Raw genomic sequence first — 16,543 nt, forward strand, 5'->3', positions numbered from 1 at the left:
GTTACTTTCCTAATTCTAATTGATTTTTAACCAAATTATAATAGCTTCCTTTTTCTTTGATCAATGATTCATGATTTCCTACTTCTATAATTTCTCCCTTATCAAGCACTACAATCTGATCTGCATTTTTAACAGTACTTAATCTGTGTGCTATTACCATAACTGTTTTATCTTTGAAAAAAGTATCTAATTTTTCCATGATAACCTTCTCATTATTGGCATCTAGAGCAGAAGTTGCTTCGTCAAAGAATAAAAATTTAGGGTTTTTGTATACAGCTCTAGCAATAAATAATCTTTGTTTTTGACCAGTACTTAATCCCACACCTTCCATTCCTATTTTGGTGTTATAAGATAATGGTAAAGATTCTACAAATTCCTTGATATTAGCTACATCTACAGCATGAGCTAATTTTTTCTTGTCTACATAATCTTCTCCAACCGCAATGTTATTAGCAATTGTATCATTAAATATATAACCTTCTTGCATCACAACCCCAAATTGATCTCTCCAAGATTTCTGAGATACGTGTTGTAAATCATGAGAGCCGATAAATATTTGTCCTTCATCAGGTTCGTAAAACTTTAGTAGAATTTTCATAAGGGTAGTTTTTCCGCTACCACTTACACCTACTACTGCTGTTATTTTATTAGCAGGAATAGAGAGTTTTAAATTTTGTAAGACAGGTTTGTCCGAACCAACATATCTAAAACTAAGATTTTTAATTTCAAAACCAGAATTATCTGGAATTTCCCGAATCTTTTCTTCTCCGGATTTTTCTTCGTCTTCCTTATTATGAATTTCTCCAAGACGTTCTAATGAAATCTGAGCGTCTTGCAATTCTCTTAAGAAATTAATCAATTGAGTAATTGGAGCATTTAATTGTCCTACGATAGATGTAATTGCCAGCATCATACCCAAAGTAATTTCTCCGTCAATCACCAATAAAGCAGAAAGAACAGTAATTAGTATGTTTTTTAGCTCGTTTATAAAAGCAGAACCAACACTTTGATATTGTTCTAAAGCTAGGTTTTCTATAGATATTTTGAAAAGCTTAGCTTGTACAAATTCCCAATTCCACCTTTTTCTTTTTTCGGCATTGTGGAGTTTAATTTCCTGCATACCATTTACCAACTCAATTACCTTGCTCTGTTCTTCACTGATTTGGGAAAAACGTTTATAATCTAATTTTTTACGTTTTTTGAAAAATATTAATATCCAAGCAAAGTAAAAAGCACTACCAATTGCAAAAACTGAAAAAATGGAGAAACTGTAATAAATAAGAACAATACTAAAAACGATTAAGTTCACCATCGAAAATAATACGTTTAATGAGGACATAGTAAGGATCTGTTCTATCCTTTTATGGTCATTAATCCGCTGTAATAAATCTCCAGTCATTTTTACATCAAAATAGGAGATGGGTAGATTCATTAACTTAATAAAGAAATCTGATATTAGAGAAATATTTATTCTAGTACTTAAATGTAATAAAATCCAACTTCGTAGAACATCTATTAAAGTTCTTCCAATAAAGAGCGATAATTGTGCGATTAACACTAGATATACAAAATTAATATCTTCGTTTTCGATACCTACATCAACGATACTCTGAGTAAGAAAAGGAGTAATTAATTGTAATAAACTCCCTGCAGTTAATCCAAGAATAAGTTGAAAAATGAATTTTTTGTATTGGAAAACATATTTAGAAATAAATTTGAAACCAAACTCTTCATCTTTCTCATCTAAATTATCATTGTAGAATTTTGGTGTTGGTTCAACTAATAATGCAACACCTTCTTCACTAGTTTGATCAGCATTATTACCAATCCAAGCTTTAATGAATTCTTCTTTGGTGTATGTAATTAAACCATGGGCAGGGTCTGACACATAAATTGTCATACCTCCTTTTTTGGTAGTTTTGACTTTATAAACTACTACATAATGTACTTTGTTCCAGTGTACTATACAAGGCAAAGGAACTTCTAATAATTGATCTAAGGATAGTTTTACTCCTAATGATCTAAATCCAATACTTTCTACAGCTTCGCTTAAACCGAGTAAAGAACTTCCTTCTCTTGTTGTCTCACTTAGAGATCTAAGTTTCTGAGTGTTTAGTACTTTTCCGTAATGTTTAGCTATGATTTTAATACAAGTAGGTCCACAATCTTTTGATTCGGCTTGTTTGTAAAAAGGAAATTTAGGCATTAAAAGTTTTAATTTTGAGTGATGAGTTGTTCTACAAAGAAAAGTAATTCTTTTTGATTATACTATCAAACTTGATTAGATACTAAATTGTTTATATGAATTAGTTTAACTAATAAGCAATTTGTTACCCAAGAAAGATGAATTATTTTTAAATATTATTTTTTAAGTTGATAGCGAAACGCTAACATGTTCTGGTTGTAGGATTTCTAATAATAACGTTTTTTCTAGTACAAAAGAAATCATCCTAGTTTTAAAACTTGTAATGTCTTGTCCAAACTGTTTTAAGAAATCTTCATCTTTTGATAATTCATCATATAGTTCTTTTATGGAAACAGGTTCCATAAAATATAGTAAAATACTATGCCAACCAACAAGATCTTTTTTATCTACTTTTCTATTATATGGAATTGTAAATTCTATAGTGATTGGCTCTGCATTAAAATCGATAATACATTCTTTTTTTAAAACAAACTTGGTTGTTAGCAATTCTTCAATAGTTACGTTTTCTACAAAATCATAAAAATCAAATATATTCTGTAATCTAGAAGGCTTAATTTCTTGATCAAAACCTTGATAAGGAAAAAGTTTATGGAGTTTAGTTTTTATATTCTTATAATATTCCGGGAAATGATATTGAAGTCTGGCTTCAATTTGTTCGCAAGCAAAAATTGATTTTTTAGCAAATCCAATACAATGAATGAATTTAGAAATAAGGGGTACTGTACTTAAATCAATGATTTCTGCAAAATTTGGTTGTACGTTATCAAATAAATATTGAACTTTTAAATCGTTTTTATCCGTAATAGCAAATCCCAGTTGTTGTTCGAAAATAGTATTGAATATTCCAATATCTATATAAGGGAAATGACGTTGGTTTTTTTCTATTAAGTTTTTAGCTGTAGCATACAATTCTTTAAAATAATTATTGTTTTTCCCGCCAATAAAGCCGGCATTATGAGCTTGAATTTTACCGTTTTTGTAATAGTTATTTATGAGTTCATTAGGTATAGAATCAAAATTTGCGAGCATATACTTAAATGTTTTAGCATACCCAGGAAAGTTTGTTTCAATGTTTTGAGCAATGATGTCATACTGATCGATATCGTAAGGGATTTTGTCCCAAATAAAAATATCATTATCTAAGTGAATAAAAGGTTCACTTTGTTCAGCACATGTAACGAGCTTCCCAAAAGCCCATAGTTTGGGATGATAATTATTGATTTTCTCCAGATTAGTATGAATGTTAGAATAGGGTAATTCTAGTAAATCATCAAATAGTTCTTTTCCTCTATTGTCAGTAAATAGTTCATTTGATTTGTAAAACCTATTTATGGTTAGAGCGCTTAAGGCAAAACTATAAAATGCATATTTTTGATTTGGCCATCCACCATTAAACCTAGCATTTGCATCATCCGAGTTGTGATATGTAGGTTTAGTCCAAAAACTTTGAATTATTTTCATGATACTGTGTGTTTAAAAAGAGGATGTTTAAAAAACACCCTCTATAAATTAAGATGAATAGATCTTAGTAATTAGGCTTACACCAAGTATGCAATTCAGTGTCATAATATAAATATTGACCGTTAATCCAAGACCCATGAGGAGGATACATTTTACCAGATGGGCAATTAGGGTAAGACCCATATTCGTAGCCACCAGTAATTTGCTTAGCTTCTTTTCTGTCTAAGATTTCACCTTTGATTTTCTTTAAAATTTCTGATTTTTTCATTTTTACATGATTTTAAATTAATAATGATTTGATAGTATACTATTACTATATAATACGATGAAAAGGAGAAATGTTACTAGGGAGAAATTCACTTAAACGTTGTAGTGTTGATAAGTTGTTAGAATTGTATGTTTTTTAACATAATCCTGACATAAGTATTGGTTAAAATGTTATTTTTTTATCAAAATGTGGCCCTATGCAATGTGAACTGTGGAGAAGTGGTAATTTCCTTTTGAAAGAAAATTTTAGAAGAGATATAATTATTAATGACGAACATTCTTGAGATATATAAAATAAAAAGGAGTGTTTTTATATAAAACACTCCTTTTTAAGGATACAATCAAGCTTGGCTTTTAGCGTAAACTTAACTTGGTGGAGGCTATTCCTTTTTCATTTTGGATTTGTACTAAGTACAATCCGCGGGCTAATTCTCCTATTTCAAAATTAGTTCCCGGTTCAAAATTACCTTCAAATTTCTTGGCTAATGAACCAGTGATATTATAAACAAATACTTTCTGTACAGATTCATCAATACTAAATGTAGTTTTAGCAGGGTTAGGGTATGCGTTAAAACTATTCCCTTTAATAAAATCCTGAGTACTTAAACTACGTTGTTGATTCGCATATATTTTAAATTCACCAGGTTGTAATGAAATAACGGCGTTTACATCAGTCACTTCTATAGAAGATCCTGCTTCATCTAATAAATCATACCAAGTTCCAGTTTCTTGAAAAGTAGGATTGATAGAAATGGTACTAACTCCAAAATTTCCAATAATGGTTACATATTCTATTTCATCTCCTGTCGCAGAAGCATCCGTAAGTTGAATTTTCTTTGATGTGGTTGATGATAATGATAGTGCGAAGTCATTAGTTGCAAATATCTTCTCATTTAACTTCAGATCAATTAACTTAGTATATACATCATATACATCCGTTCTATCAGTAACGTTTAAATAATCCCAACGGATAGGTTTTGGATTTGTTCTACATCCATCATCTATACTACCATCTTCACAACGATTAATGCTAAAACCATATCCTAATTCGCCAAATTGCCAAATCATTTTTGGTCCTGGAATAGTAAAGTAAAATGCACCGGCAAGTTCTACTCGATCCAACGCAGTAGATAGTTCGGTTATATCGTAGGTTGGAGAATTGGTGTCATTTCCGAATTGAATGTTTTTATACATCAAACGTTCTTCATCATGGCTCTCCATATAACTAATATTTGATGGAGTAGTCCAACCACGAGATAAATAAGAAACGGATTGAAAATTAGAATCTCCATACCCCATTGTAGCTTGATTATAGTTGAAATTACTATTCCCCCAAACAAGCATACCTTCATTAATTAAGATGGTTTCTTCAGAATTTGGGGCGAAATGTTCAAGAATAACATATGCATCAGCATCAACAGCTTGAATCGCTGTATTCATTCTGGTAAGTATATCAATTCGGCTTTGATCAAATGATCCTCCATCGCCAATAGTGTTAGTAAATCCCTTGGTGAAGTCAAATCTAAAACCATCAATATTGTATTCTGTTAACCAATATTCGTTTAATCGATCAATATAATCTTCTGTAGCTTGTGATTCATGATCTATATCATTAAAGAATGAAAAAGTCGGATTAGAATCAGTTTCCCTAAATATTGGGTTCTCTGCAGTCGCCTGACCATTATAGCAACCATTACAATCATTCCACATTCTATAATAAGGGTTTTGACCAGTAGCATGATTGTAAACAACATCTAATATAACCGCAATCCCTCTAGCATGACATTCATCTATAAATTGTTTAAATGCAGTAGGAGTTCCATAATACTTATCCAATGCCATGTGAAATGAAGGGTTGTATCCCCAACTAATGTTTCCATCAAATTCTGATACAGGCATTAATTCGATTGCATTTACACCTAAATCTTCTAAATAATCTAGTCTTGCTTTAACGGCATCAAAAGAATGTAAATTATCAAAATCACGAATCAGCAACTCATAAATAACTAAATCGGTAACCTCCGGTCTTTGAAAACCGGTAGTTTGCCAAATGTATGGCGCTTCTCCAGTTTTAAACCAGGATACAGCATCATTAGTTTTTCCAGTTGGATAACTTGGTAAATCAGGAAAAGTTACATTGTCTATAAATGAATCATTAAATTCAGATAATATTAGGGTAGAGTAGGGGTCAGCAACTGATATAGAAGCATCCACTACATATTGATATAGAATATTTGCATTATTAGTTAGGTTATCTAAAGTAATCCAAAACCTGTCTTGTGCACTATCTTTATTTAATAGATATGTGTTGTCAAGAGTCCAGTCATTGTTATTGAAATTCCCTTTTAAATGCACATAGTTTTTTCCGGGAGCGTATAATACGAATGTCGCAGACGTTCCATCTAGATTCAATCCATCCTTCATGCCAGCAGGCACAGGAACTTCAGTAACTACAGGAGTAGTAATGGCTGAAAAAGTTTCTGATAAAGAGTTTGTTGTTCCAGTTTCTGTGGCCACTAGCTCAAAGTCAACTCCTTCTGTAATAGTATAATTAGTAGTGTAATTTGTAATATTTGCTTGCGTATCAACGGATGCACCGTTAGCAAAAAGTTCAAAATCTGCATTTACGGTAGAAGTAGCAGTAATAGTAAGATCATTTCCATTATCAATGATACTTACGGATTCGGTAGGAGCATCCAAAGTAAGTTGAAAGATACCTACGTTGACCACATTGTCTTGAGTTTTATTATCACCAGTACCATCCTGAGCTTTCGCTAACATACCTATACGATCAATCCCAGTAGTACCATAAAAAGTAGTTGGCGTTAATGTAATAGAATATGTTCCATTTCCATTATCAGTAAAAACTTGAGGTTGAGCACTATTTGATGAATCTGTCCAATCACCATTATTTGGAGAGTTGATGGCAGCTGTTGCAGTTGGGCTATCAAAATACCATGCCCATAAGTATAAGTCTGTTGTCCCCCATGCACTAAGATCTACTCCAGATACAGTAATTGTGATTTCATCATCTTCGTTAAAAGCTGAAGGAGTAATTGTAAAAGTTGCATTTTGTTGTTGGGCATTAGACATAATGAGTCCTAGAAAGAACATAAATAATAAAGTAAACTTTTTCATGACGCTATATGTTTAAAGCAAAAAGGCTGTTAATTTAATAACAGCCTTTTCTATGTTTATATTTAACTATTGAGGTGTTAAAGTATATGTGTAATTATTAGGGTTACTTAGGTCTAAAGTAACTAAGTATGTTCCAGCAGTATCAACACTAAGGTTTCCACCATTAAATCCTAATTGACCATCTTCTGCTCCAGTACCTAAATTATCCTGTGGATCATCCCAGTTGTCATTAGCTCTAAATTTAAACTCATCAACAGTTAAGTCAACTACGATACTCCAAGTTTGAGCAGCGGCATCATACGTTAAATCTGTATCACTATCCCAACCTGTTGGTGTAGCAGCTCCAATAATACCCCATACTTGCTTTCTTGATGTCCAAGTGATGTTTTCTGGATCAGTAAAATCGGCATCTATTTTATAGTACCCTGCTTCAGAAACTCTCATGTTAGATTCTCCTTCTTGCACTAAAACCCCTGAAGATCCACTTCCGTCAGCATCTCCATAATCTCCTTCAAAACTAGTATTGGTAGGTAATACTTTAAACTCTGGACTAGCATTGTTTAAGAAAATATATCCTTGAAAAGCAGTTGCTCCGAACTCAGCAGCTTCAATAGTTGGTAAAGTATCTGCAGGTGTCCAATCGTCACCATATCCACCAGCGCTTAAGAAGTTTCCAATAATAAAAAACTTAGGTGCTTCCGTAGTAAATGGAGTTATAACAACAATTCTTGATTCAGAATATTGAGGTTCTCCAGCTCCAACATTTGCAGCAATTCTAACTTCTACGTTAGAAGGCTCTCCTGGAGCTAAACCTAATGCCAAAGCTGCATTATTAAAAGAATCTACAGATACAGGAATTTGTAATGAACTACCACTTCCTAGTTCTTGAGCAGAAGCGAATTCATTTCCTTCAGTGTCAACTTGAATAATATAGTTTGTAGCAGAATCAAAATTGAAATCTGCATCTGTAAATGTAAACCTCTCTGCAAGTAGATCTTTAGTTTCAAAAGTAAATACATAAGAAGTTCCAGCTTCTGGAGCAGTTAATACAGGAGCTTCGGCTAATTCAAAAATTGGTCTATCTTCTATGTTGTCATCACTTGTACATCCAATAAATAATGTACTTAGTATAGCTAATGTTAAAAATATTTTTTTCATTTTATATAATTTTTTAATAACCTGAGTTTTGATTAATGTTTGGATTTGCTACTAATTCAGTAGACGGGATTGGGAAAAGGCTTATGTGAGGAGGTAGTGGAGAACCATTGGTTGCTCCATTTTTAAATGGCCATAAATAGGTTCCTCCAGTAAATTGTTCGAATCTTATTAGATCCGTTCTTCGCTGGCCTTCCCAGTATAATTCTCTTCCTCTTTCATCAAGTAAGAAGTCTAATGTAAGATCTCCAGCATTTATATTTCCGCTAGAGTCACCATAAGCACGTTCTCTTAGTTGATTAACATATCCTACAGCATCATTAGGAGTACCTCCTGTACCACCTCTTACTACAGCTTCGGCATAGTTTAAGAAAACTTCTCCAAGTCTAAACATGTGAAAATCAGCATCTACATGTGTCCCTGTTCCATCTGATCCTGGTGCTAAATCTACTCCAACGTTTCTCCATTTTTGTATTGCATATCCATCAGAATAATTTGAAAGTGTTGCAATCTCAAGAGTTTGACCGTTTGAATAGAATTTTCCTCTTGAGTCATTCCAAAGTGGTTGAGAAGCAATCGAAACTGCCATAGTTGGTGCTGGTACTTCAGCACCGTTGTTTGTGATAACACCGGTTAAAAAGTTATAGTTATAAACTTCGTTTGAGTCAAAAGCAGGATTAATGTTATTTTCATCAGTCCCTAGATATTCAAAATCACCATCCGCATCAAATGCTTTTAATGTACCTGCGTCTTCAGCTAATAATCTTAAATCATTATCATATTCATAGATTTCAAAGGATCCACTACTATTTCCAAATAACTCAACAAAAGATTCTGTAGTTCGTACTCCAAACCATCCACCATCTATACCAAAGGCTCTAGGTCGAATATTTCCACCAATTGGAGCATGTGTTAAGAAAGTCGTTCCTCCAAAAGATTGTGTGTTAATTCCATCAAAAGCAACGCTGAAGATACTCTCGCTTTGAGAACCATTAAAATTATTGTCTGCTAAGAAAAGTTTTTGATAATCATCTACTAAATCAAAACCTACGTTCAATATTTTATTAGTGTATTCTAAACTTTCTGTATACATTTCTACACCAGTATATACTTCTGCATTTAAGTAAAGTTTTGATAATAGCATCCATACCGCAGCTTGGTCAGCTCTTGGATATGAATTTGTTCGTGGTGCTGGCATTTCATCTTCGATAGCTAATAACTCAGATACCACAAAATCAAATGCTTCTTTTCTAGAAACTTGTGGAGGAATAAATCCAACTACTGGATCATTTTCTGTGAAGAAAGCAATATTCCCAAACATATCGATCAAATGAAAATGACTTAATGCTCTTAAGAAACGAGCCTCAGCTCTAAATCCTTGAATTTCTGTTCTTAAAGCTGCAGATACTCCTCTCGAATCTAATTTGCCATCCGTCGTTTGTCTCAAATATTCGTTTACCGATGAAACCTGAAAATTAGCTCTATCATAGAACGCTCTTACAAAAGCATTACTAGAAGTCCATTGTCCAAAATTTAATACAGGTAGATCAGGATCTCCCCAAGCAATTACAGCTTCATCTGTTGGTAATTCTTGTAGTTGCCAAAATCCTCTTAAGTATTGGCCGAAACCTGCGTCAATACCTGAAATGTCACTATCACCCGGACCTAACTGACCACTTACCGCTAGTCCAGAGTATAGCTTACCAAGTGCTTGCAAATATGCTTGATCAGAACTAAAGAATTCATCCGTAGTTTGATTCTGATCATCATTAACTTCTACATCTAAATCATCAGTACAAGACCCTACAGATAATAGGAACGTGCATATACCAATGTTTATTAAGTTTTTAAATTTTATCTTCATTGCATTAATTTTTAAAAGTCTAAATTAACTCCAAATTGGTACGTTCTTGGTCTTGGATAAATCGTACTATCAAAACCACTACTGATTTCAGGATCTATACCAGTATAATCAGTAATAATTAAAACATTATTCACCGTTCCGTACAATTTCATATCAATATTCTTATAGTTCAAGAAATTCTTAAAAGTGTATCCTAAAGAGATGTTATCTAATTTTAGGAATGAAGCATCTTGGATATAATAATCTGAAGAAAACCTATCAACTCCACCATCAAAAAAGTTAGACTGTAATAAGTCTGTAGTAGTGTTAGAAAGTGTATTCTGGAAATTCAAAATTCTTCTTCCATTACTTCCCGCATCTACAAAATTATAGTTATAATTCCCTACACTACCTCTCCAGAACATACTAAAGTTCCAATTCTTATAATCTAAGATGGTATTAAAACCGTAAAAGAAATCTGCTGCGGGTTTTCTATAAATATATTTATCTTTCTCATTTATGATGTTATCGTTATTTCTATCAACATAGGCTCCTTCTACAGGTGTTCCGTTAGCATCATATATTTGTTCAAATACCCAATAAGAATTAGGAGCGAAACCTACCGTTTGAATATTAATATTACTACCAACAAAACCGGTATTAAAGAACCCTTCGAAATTTGGATTATCTACTGCAAATAATTCTGTAACTTCTCCTTTTTGAAAAGTTATATTACCTCCAATTTGCCATCTTAAGTTTTCTGTTTGGATGGGAGTAACATTTAAAGAAAGTTCAAGCCCTTCATTAGTTAAGTTCCCTAAATTCACATCATCTTCGTTTGATAAACTACCACTAGGAAGAGCAGCTAAAAAGAGAAGATCTTCGGTTTCTTTTCTATATACATCTATGGAACCGGATACTCTACCATCAAAAAGCCCATAATCTAAACCTACGTTATACTGAGTTGTAGTTTCCCAAGTTAAATCTGGATTATAAGGAAGTGCTAGACCTGTAGAGATAAAGATTGGAGTTCCATCTGGTTCCTGACCAATCTGATATTGAGATTGTGGATCACTAGTCAATATTCTAGCAAGAGATGGCGTAGCATCACCGATACTTTGTTGTGGTGTAACACCATAACTTACTCTAAACTTTAATTGAGAAATTAAATTAGAATCTTTTAAGAAATTCTCGTTGTGTGCATTCCAAGAAAATGCTCCAGATGGACTATTTGTCCATTGATTTTCGAGACCAGAAAATCTTGAAGTCGCATCTCTTCTAAAACTTCCTGTAAAAATGTATTTATCAGCAATAGAGATAGTAGCCCTTCCAAAAAATCCTAATAAGACTTCTCTTGGATTATTAAATGGGTTATCTATTTCTACAAGATCGAATCCTCTACTAAAATTACTACCACTATCCAGAAATTTCTGATAAGAATATCCCGCTGTAACATCAAAAGTGGTATTTAGATCTTCAACATCTTTTCTGTAATTTAGATAGAAATCAAAAAGTAAATTTTCTCTTTTTTGTTGAGATCTGCTAAAACTGTCATTTCCAGTTCGAGCAGCGTTGGCTACCGAATTTGCAGACGTAACATTTTCAGTTTTTGCACTTGCTATTTCATACCCTATATTTAAGTTCGCTCTTAACTCTGGTAGGAAATGAAATTTATAATCTACTTCTAAATTACCTAGACTTCTAAAGATTAGACCACGACTATCATTCTGTTCTAAAGCAGCTACAGGGTTTTGTCCTGCAAGAGCAATGGCATTACCACTACCATCTAACCATTGAAAGTAATTTCCAAAATTATTATCTTGAAATACTGGTTGTGTGGGGTCAAAACCAAGAGCAGCACCAATATTTGTAGTTGCGTAGGTGTAATCTTCAATAGCAGTTTTGATATTAGTATTAATTCTCAAGTGATTATCAAAAAATTTTGTTCTTATATTAGCGGATAAAGAGGTTCTGTCTAGCTGATCAGTCTTTATAAGTCCTTCTTCACTTAGTAAACCAAGTGATACTCTATAATTAATCCAATCCCAACCACTGGAAAGGCTAATGTTATGATTTGTAGATACAGCATTTTGAAGAATCTCGTCTTGCCAATCTGTATTTTCTGTTCCTAATAAATCAATTTGTGCTTGAGATCCATTAGCAGTAACATATTCTCTAAACTGATTCCCATCAAGAGCTTCAATTTTGTCAACTATTTCGGAAAATGTAACATTTCCGTTATAATTAAATTTTAACTTACCATCAGTATTTAATCCTTTTTTTGTTGTTATAATAATTACTCCATTAGAAGCTCTAAAACCATAGATTGCCGTTGCAGATGCATCTTTAAGTACGGTAAAGGATTCAATATCGTTTGGATTAATTGAATTTAGATTATTTCTTGTTCCTCCAGGTCCTGGATCTAATGGAACACCATCTACAATTATTAATGGATTGTTAGAAGCATTAAGAGAAGATCCTCCCCTAATTCTTATCGTTGACCCCTCACCAGGAGCACCTCCATTATCAATTACTGTAACACCGGCTGTACGTCCTTTGATCAATTGATCAGGAGAAGCATTTACACCTTGATTAAAGTCATCTGCAGTAACGGTAGTTACAGAACCAGTTAAGTCTTTCTTTCTAACTGATCCATATCCAATAACCACTACTTGTTCTAGTTCCGCAGCATCTTCTTGTAATGCAACATCAATTCTACTTGTTCCAGAGTATGGAAATTCTTGTGCAATAAAGCCAACATAAGAGAACTCAATTATATCCCCATTGTTAACCCCATTTAATACATAATTCCCATCAAAATCTGATGAAGTTCCATTTGTTGTTCCCTTTATGATGATGTTCACACCGGGGATCGGTTGACCATTTCCAGCATCGGTAACAGTACCACTGACCGACGACTGTGCAAAAAAGCTCATTGGTATCAACCACAATAAAAACAATGCGCTTTTAGTAAATGTTTTCATAAAAATTTAAATTAGTTTTTAATTGTTTTTAGCCTTATATTTTCACTTTCTGGAGTCCAAAGTATGTAAAATCTATGTTAAATTTGAGCTACGGTGTAGCCGTAACCTTACTCAAACGTTTGCGTGTGGATAACTTTTAAAATTCTGTTAAAATTTTAAGGGTAATTGTGATCATATCGCATATTTTCGCATTAAAATTTAACTTTTAATAAAAAATTCAAGGGAAATGAAGCAAAAAGTTACGTTAAAACAAATAGCTAAAGAACTAGATGTATCTATTTCAACAGTGTCAAAAGCTTTAAAAGATAGTGTAGAGATTAGTTTAGATACTCGACAAAAGGTAAAAGCTTTCGCTAAGTTGTATAACTATAAACCTAACAACATTGCACTTAGCCTAAAAAACAGGAAAACAAAAACAATTGGTGTTATTATTCCGGAGATAGTTCATCACTTTTTTACCACTGTAATTGGTGGTGTAGAAAAGGTAGCCAATGAAAAAGGATACAACGTAATTATATGTTCTTCTAACAATTCTTTTGATAAAGAAGTAATAAATCTAGAAATGTTGGCTAGTGGTAGTGCAGATGGTTTTATCTTATCAGTAGCGAAAGAAACACAGCAAAAAAAAGATTATCATCATATAGAAGAAACGATGAGTCAGGGAATGCCGGTGGTTCTTTTTGATAGAATTATTGATGAATTAGTATGTGATAAAGTTATTATTGATGATGGGAAAGGAGCACAGACTGCTACGAATCATCTATTATCGTTAGGATGTAAAAAGATTGCAATTCTTACTACGGTTGATTATATAAGTGTAGGGAAGTTGAGAACCAATGGCTATCTTAGAGCATTAAGAGCTTATGATATTACAGCTAGAGAAGATTATATTTTAAAGATTGAAGATATTGATAATTGCGAAGTAGAAATATCAGAATTTCTTCAAAATAAAGACGTGGATGCAATATTTGCCGTAAATGAACTTTTTGCAGTTACTGCTGCTAGAGTTTTAAATGATCAAGGGAAAAAAGTACCAGACGATGTCTCAATTGTTGGTTTTACAGATGGTATATTATCCAAACATTTTATCCCTAGTTTAACAACAATAAGTCAACACGGAGAAGAGATGGGGATAAGGGCTGCCAAGCTACTTATAGATAAGCTTGAGGGAGAAGAAGATGTTCCTGAAGAATATAAAACAGTAATTATAGACACGAGCTTGATCCAACGACAGTCTACAAAAAAATAACATACTAAAATTATTTTATTTAAAATATTATAATATATTTGAAGCCTATCAGAACTTATATTTTCACTTTCTACTAACATAAGTTTTGATAAGTGTACGCGCTTATCATAGTAATTATTAAAGATTTACTTAATGAACAAGCGTAAGCTAAGTTTCTGGGAAATTTGGAACATGAGTTTCGGTTTTCTAGGAATACAATTCGGTTTTGCATTGCAAGGCGGATTTATGTCTAGAATTTTTCAGACGTTAGGAGCAGAAATCCATGATATTCCTATCATGTGGATTGCAGCACCATTAACAGGTCTATTGGTACAACCTATTATTGGATATTTAAGTGATAGAACTTGGAATCCTAGATGGGGAAGAAGAAGACCTTATTTTTTAATTGGAGCTATTTTTAGTTCTATAGCATTATTTTTTGTACCACATTCTCCAGCTTTATGGGTGGCTGCCGGTTTTTTATGGATTTTAGATGCTTCCATTAATATTTCTATGGAACCTTTTAGAGCTTTAGTAGCGGATAAGTTACCTGAGTCACAAAGATCGTACGGATTTGTAATTCAAACATTAATTATTGGTATAGGAACTTGGATAGCGAGTAATCTTCCTTGGATGGTTTCTCAATTAGGTGTTAGTGATTCTGCTGCTAATGGAGTGGTTCCCATGTCAGTTAAGGTTGCTTTTGCGATTGGAGCTTTTGTCTTTCTTATAAGTATTTTATATACAGTTTTTACAACGACAGAGTATCCTCCAGAGGATATGGAAGAGTTTAAAAGAGAAAAAGAAAAGAAAAATCAGTTTATTCCGGATATTTTGAATAACATCGGGAGTATGCCGTTGACAATGAAAAAGTTAGGTGTAGTGCAGTTTTTTAGTTGGTTTGCTTTTTTTACTATGTGGAGTCTTACGAACCCTGCTTTAACTGAGCATATTTTTGAAACTCCTGCACCAGTAGAAGCAAATTACAATATGGATTCTGAAGAATCTGTAAATGAGTTTCAAATAGCTAATACAGCATTCCAAAAATCATCAAATGAGGTAGGTAAATACATGGGTGTTTATGGATTATCATCTATGGCTTTTGCTTTAATATTAGCTTTTTATACTTCTAAAAGAAGAATTAACAGAAAACTAGTACACCTTTTTTCATTAATATTGGGAGGAGTAGGTTTTATATCTATGTATTTTATACCATCTCCTTCTTGGTTAATACTTTCTTTTACATTAATAGGTTTTTCTTGGGGTAGTATTTTGTCTATGCCATATGCAATGTTATCCAGTTCTGTTGATCCTAAAAAGATGGGAGTCATTATGGGAATTTTTAATATGTTTATTGTTATACCACAGGTGATAGCCGCTTTGGGAGGAATAAATTATACGTATAAACTTATAGGAGAAGAAACAATTAACGCAATGATAGTAGCAGGAATTAGTCTAATTATAGCTGGTTTTTGTAACTTGTTGATTACTAATAAAGATGCTATCACATATAACCCAAAATAAATTTAGAATGACAAAAAAAGCATTCATATTTGATCTTGATGGTGTCATAGTAGACACTGCAAAATATCATTTTTTAGCATGGCAGAATTTAGCCAATAGTCTTGATATTTCTTTTTCTGAAGAACAAAATGAACAACTAAAAGGAGTTAGCCGAGTGCGATCTTTAGAAAAAATTTTAGAATGGGGAAATAAAACCATTTCAGAACAAGAATTTACTGCCTTGATGGCTAAAAAGAATGAAGAGTATCTGAATTATATCGAAACTATGGATACTTCAGAAGTTCTTCCAGATGTGCCAAGAGTTTTAGATTATCTTTTAACCAAAGATCAAGCTGTTGCTCTGGGATCCGCTAGTAAAAATGCCAGAATTATTCTAGATAAGGTATTGCTTAAAGAAAAGTTTCAGGCTATTGTAGATGGGACAAATGTTTCTAAAGCAAAACCAGATCCAGAAGTGTTTTTAATTGGAGCGCAAAAATTAGGAATAGAACCTGAAAATTGTGTTGTTTTTGAAGATTCTGTTGCAGGTATTCAAGCTGCTAATACTGCAAATATGGTCAGTATTGGTATTGGAGATCCAAAAGTGCTGCATGAAGCAGATTATATATTTAAAGATTTTACAGAAATAAAAGAAGAATTCATTAACCAATTAGTTACAACCAGTAAAAAATAAGAATAATTTGAAATGCTTATCGAAGAATTCAATTGAATATTTAATAGGTGTTTCGATCAACTAA

10 protein-coding genes are annotated in these 16,543 nt (G+C 32.8%); 3 read left to right on the forward strand and 7 right to left on the reverse strand.

The genetic code is table 11. The features are described 5' to 3' along the window. Window position 1: 1 nt before the first annotated feature. From NMK29_RS04690 to NMK29_RS04720, 7 genes are all read right to left on the reverse strand, one after another. A complete protein-coding gene (locus NMK29_RS04690) occupies window positions 2-2,206 on the reverse strand; it encodes a peptidase domain-containing ABC transporter (protein ID WP_108801794.1) in 2,205 nt (734 codons plus the stop codon). A gap of 162 nt (window positions 2,207-2,368) precedes the next feature. Next, window positions 2,369-3,667 carry a DUF6734 family protein gene (locus NMK29_RS04695; protein ID WP_108801795.1) on the reverse strand — a complete coding sequence of 433 codons (1,299 nt, stop codon included), beginning with the start codon at window positions 3,665-3,667 and terminating at the stop codon, window positions 2,369-2,371. Window positions 3,668-3,731: 64 nt separating this feature from the next. Next, complete coding sequence (locus NMK29_RS04700) at window positions 3,732-3,935, reverse strand: hypothetical protein (RefSeq protein WP_027394054.1); 204 nt, start codon at window positions 3,933-3,935, stop codon at window positions 3,732-3,734. A 353-nt stretch (window positions 3,936-4,288) separates the two neighbouring features. Continuing rightward, window positions 4,289-7,072: an alpha-amylase family glycosyl hydrolase gene (locus tag NMK29_RS04705; protein ID WP_234424200.1), complete on the reverse strand. Its 2,784-nt coding sequence runs from the start codon at window positions 7,070-7,072 to the stop codon at window positions 4,289-4,291. A 66-nt stretch (window positions 7,073-7,138) separates the two neighbouring features. Next, window positions 7,139-8,230: a SusE domain-containing protein gene (locus NMK29_RS04710; RefSeq protein ID WP_108801796.1), complete on the reverse strand. Its 1,092-nt coding sequence runs from the start codon at window positions 8,228-8,230 to the stop codon at window positions 7,139-7,141. Window positions 8,231-8,243: 13 nt separating this feature from the next. Continuing rightward, window positions 8,244-10,091: a RagB/SusD family nutrient uptake outer membrane protein gene (locus NMK29_RS04715; RefSeq protein ID WP_108801797.1), complete on the reverse strand. Its 1,848-nt coding sequence runs from the start codon at window positions 10,089-10,091 to the stop codon at window positions 8,244-8,246. An 11-nt stretch (window positions 10,092-10,102) separates the two neighbouring features. After that, window positions 10,103-13,054: a SusC/RagA family TonB-linked outer membrane protein gene (locus NMK29_RS04720; RefSeq protein ID WP_108801798.1), complete on the reverse strand. Its 2,952-nt coding sequence runs from the start codon at window positions 13,052-13,054 to the stop codon at window positions 10,103-10,105. A gap of 226 nt (window positions 13,055-13,280) precedes the next feature. Between NMK29_RS04720 and NMK29_RS04725 the strand changes: the two genes are divergently transcribed. The 3 genes from NMK29_RS04725 to pgmB all read left to right on the forward strand — a co-directional run bounded on the left by NMK29_RS04725 (window position 13,281) and on the right by pgmB (window position 16,479). Next, entirely contained in the window at window positions 13,281-14,303 is a 1,023-nt protein-coding gene (locus NMK29_RS04725) for a LacI family DNA-binding transcriptional regulator (protein ID WP_091410937.1), read from the forward strand. A gap of 132 nt (window positions 14,304-14,435) precedes the next feature. Further along, window positions 14,436-15,806 carry an MFS transporter gene (locus NMK29_RS04730; protein ID WP_091410938.1) on the forward strand — a complete coding sequence of 457 codons (1,371 nt, stop codon included), beginning with the start codon at window positions 14,436-14,438 and terminating at the stop codon, window positions 15,804-15,806. Window positions 15,807-15,813: 7 nt separating this feature from the next. Then, window positions 15,814-16,479, forward strand: a complete 666-nt coding sequence (pgmB, locus tag NMK29_RS04735) for a beta-phosphoglucomutase (protein WP_108801813.1) — start codon at window positions 15,814-15,816, stop codon at window positions 16,477-16,479. Window positions 16,480-16,543: the final 64 nt, after the last annotated feature.

This window comes from Aquimarina sp. Aq107 (assembly GCF_943733665.1).
GTDB lineage: Bacteria > Bacteroidota > Bacteroidia > Flavobacteriales > Flavobacteriaceae > Aquimarina.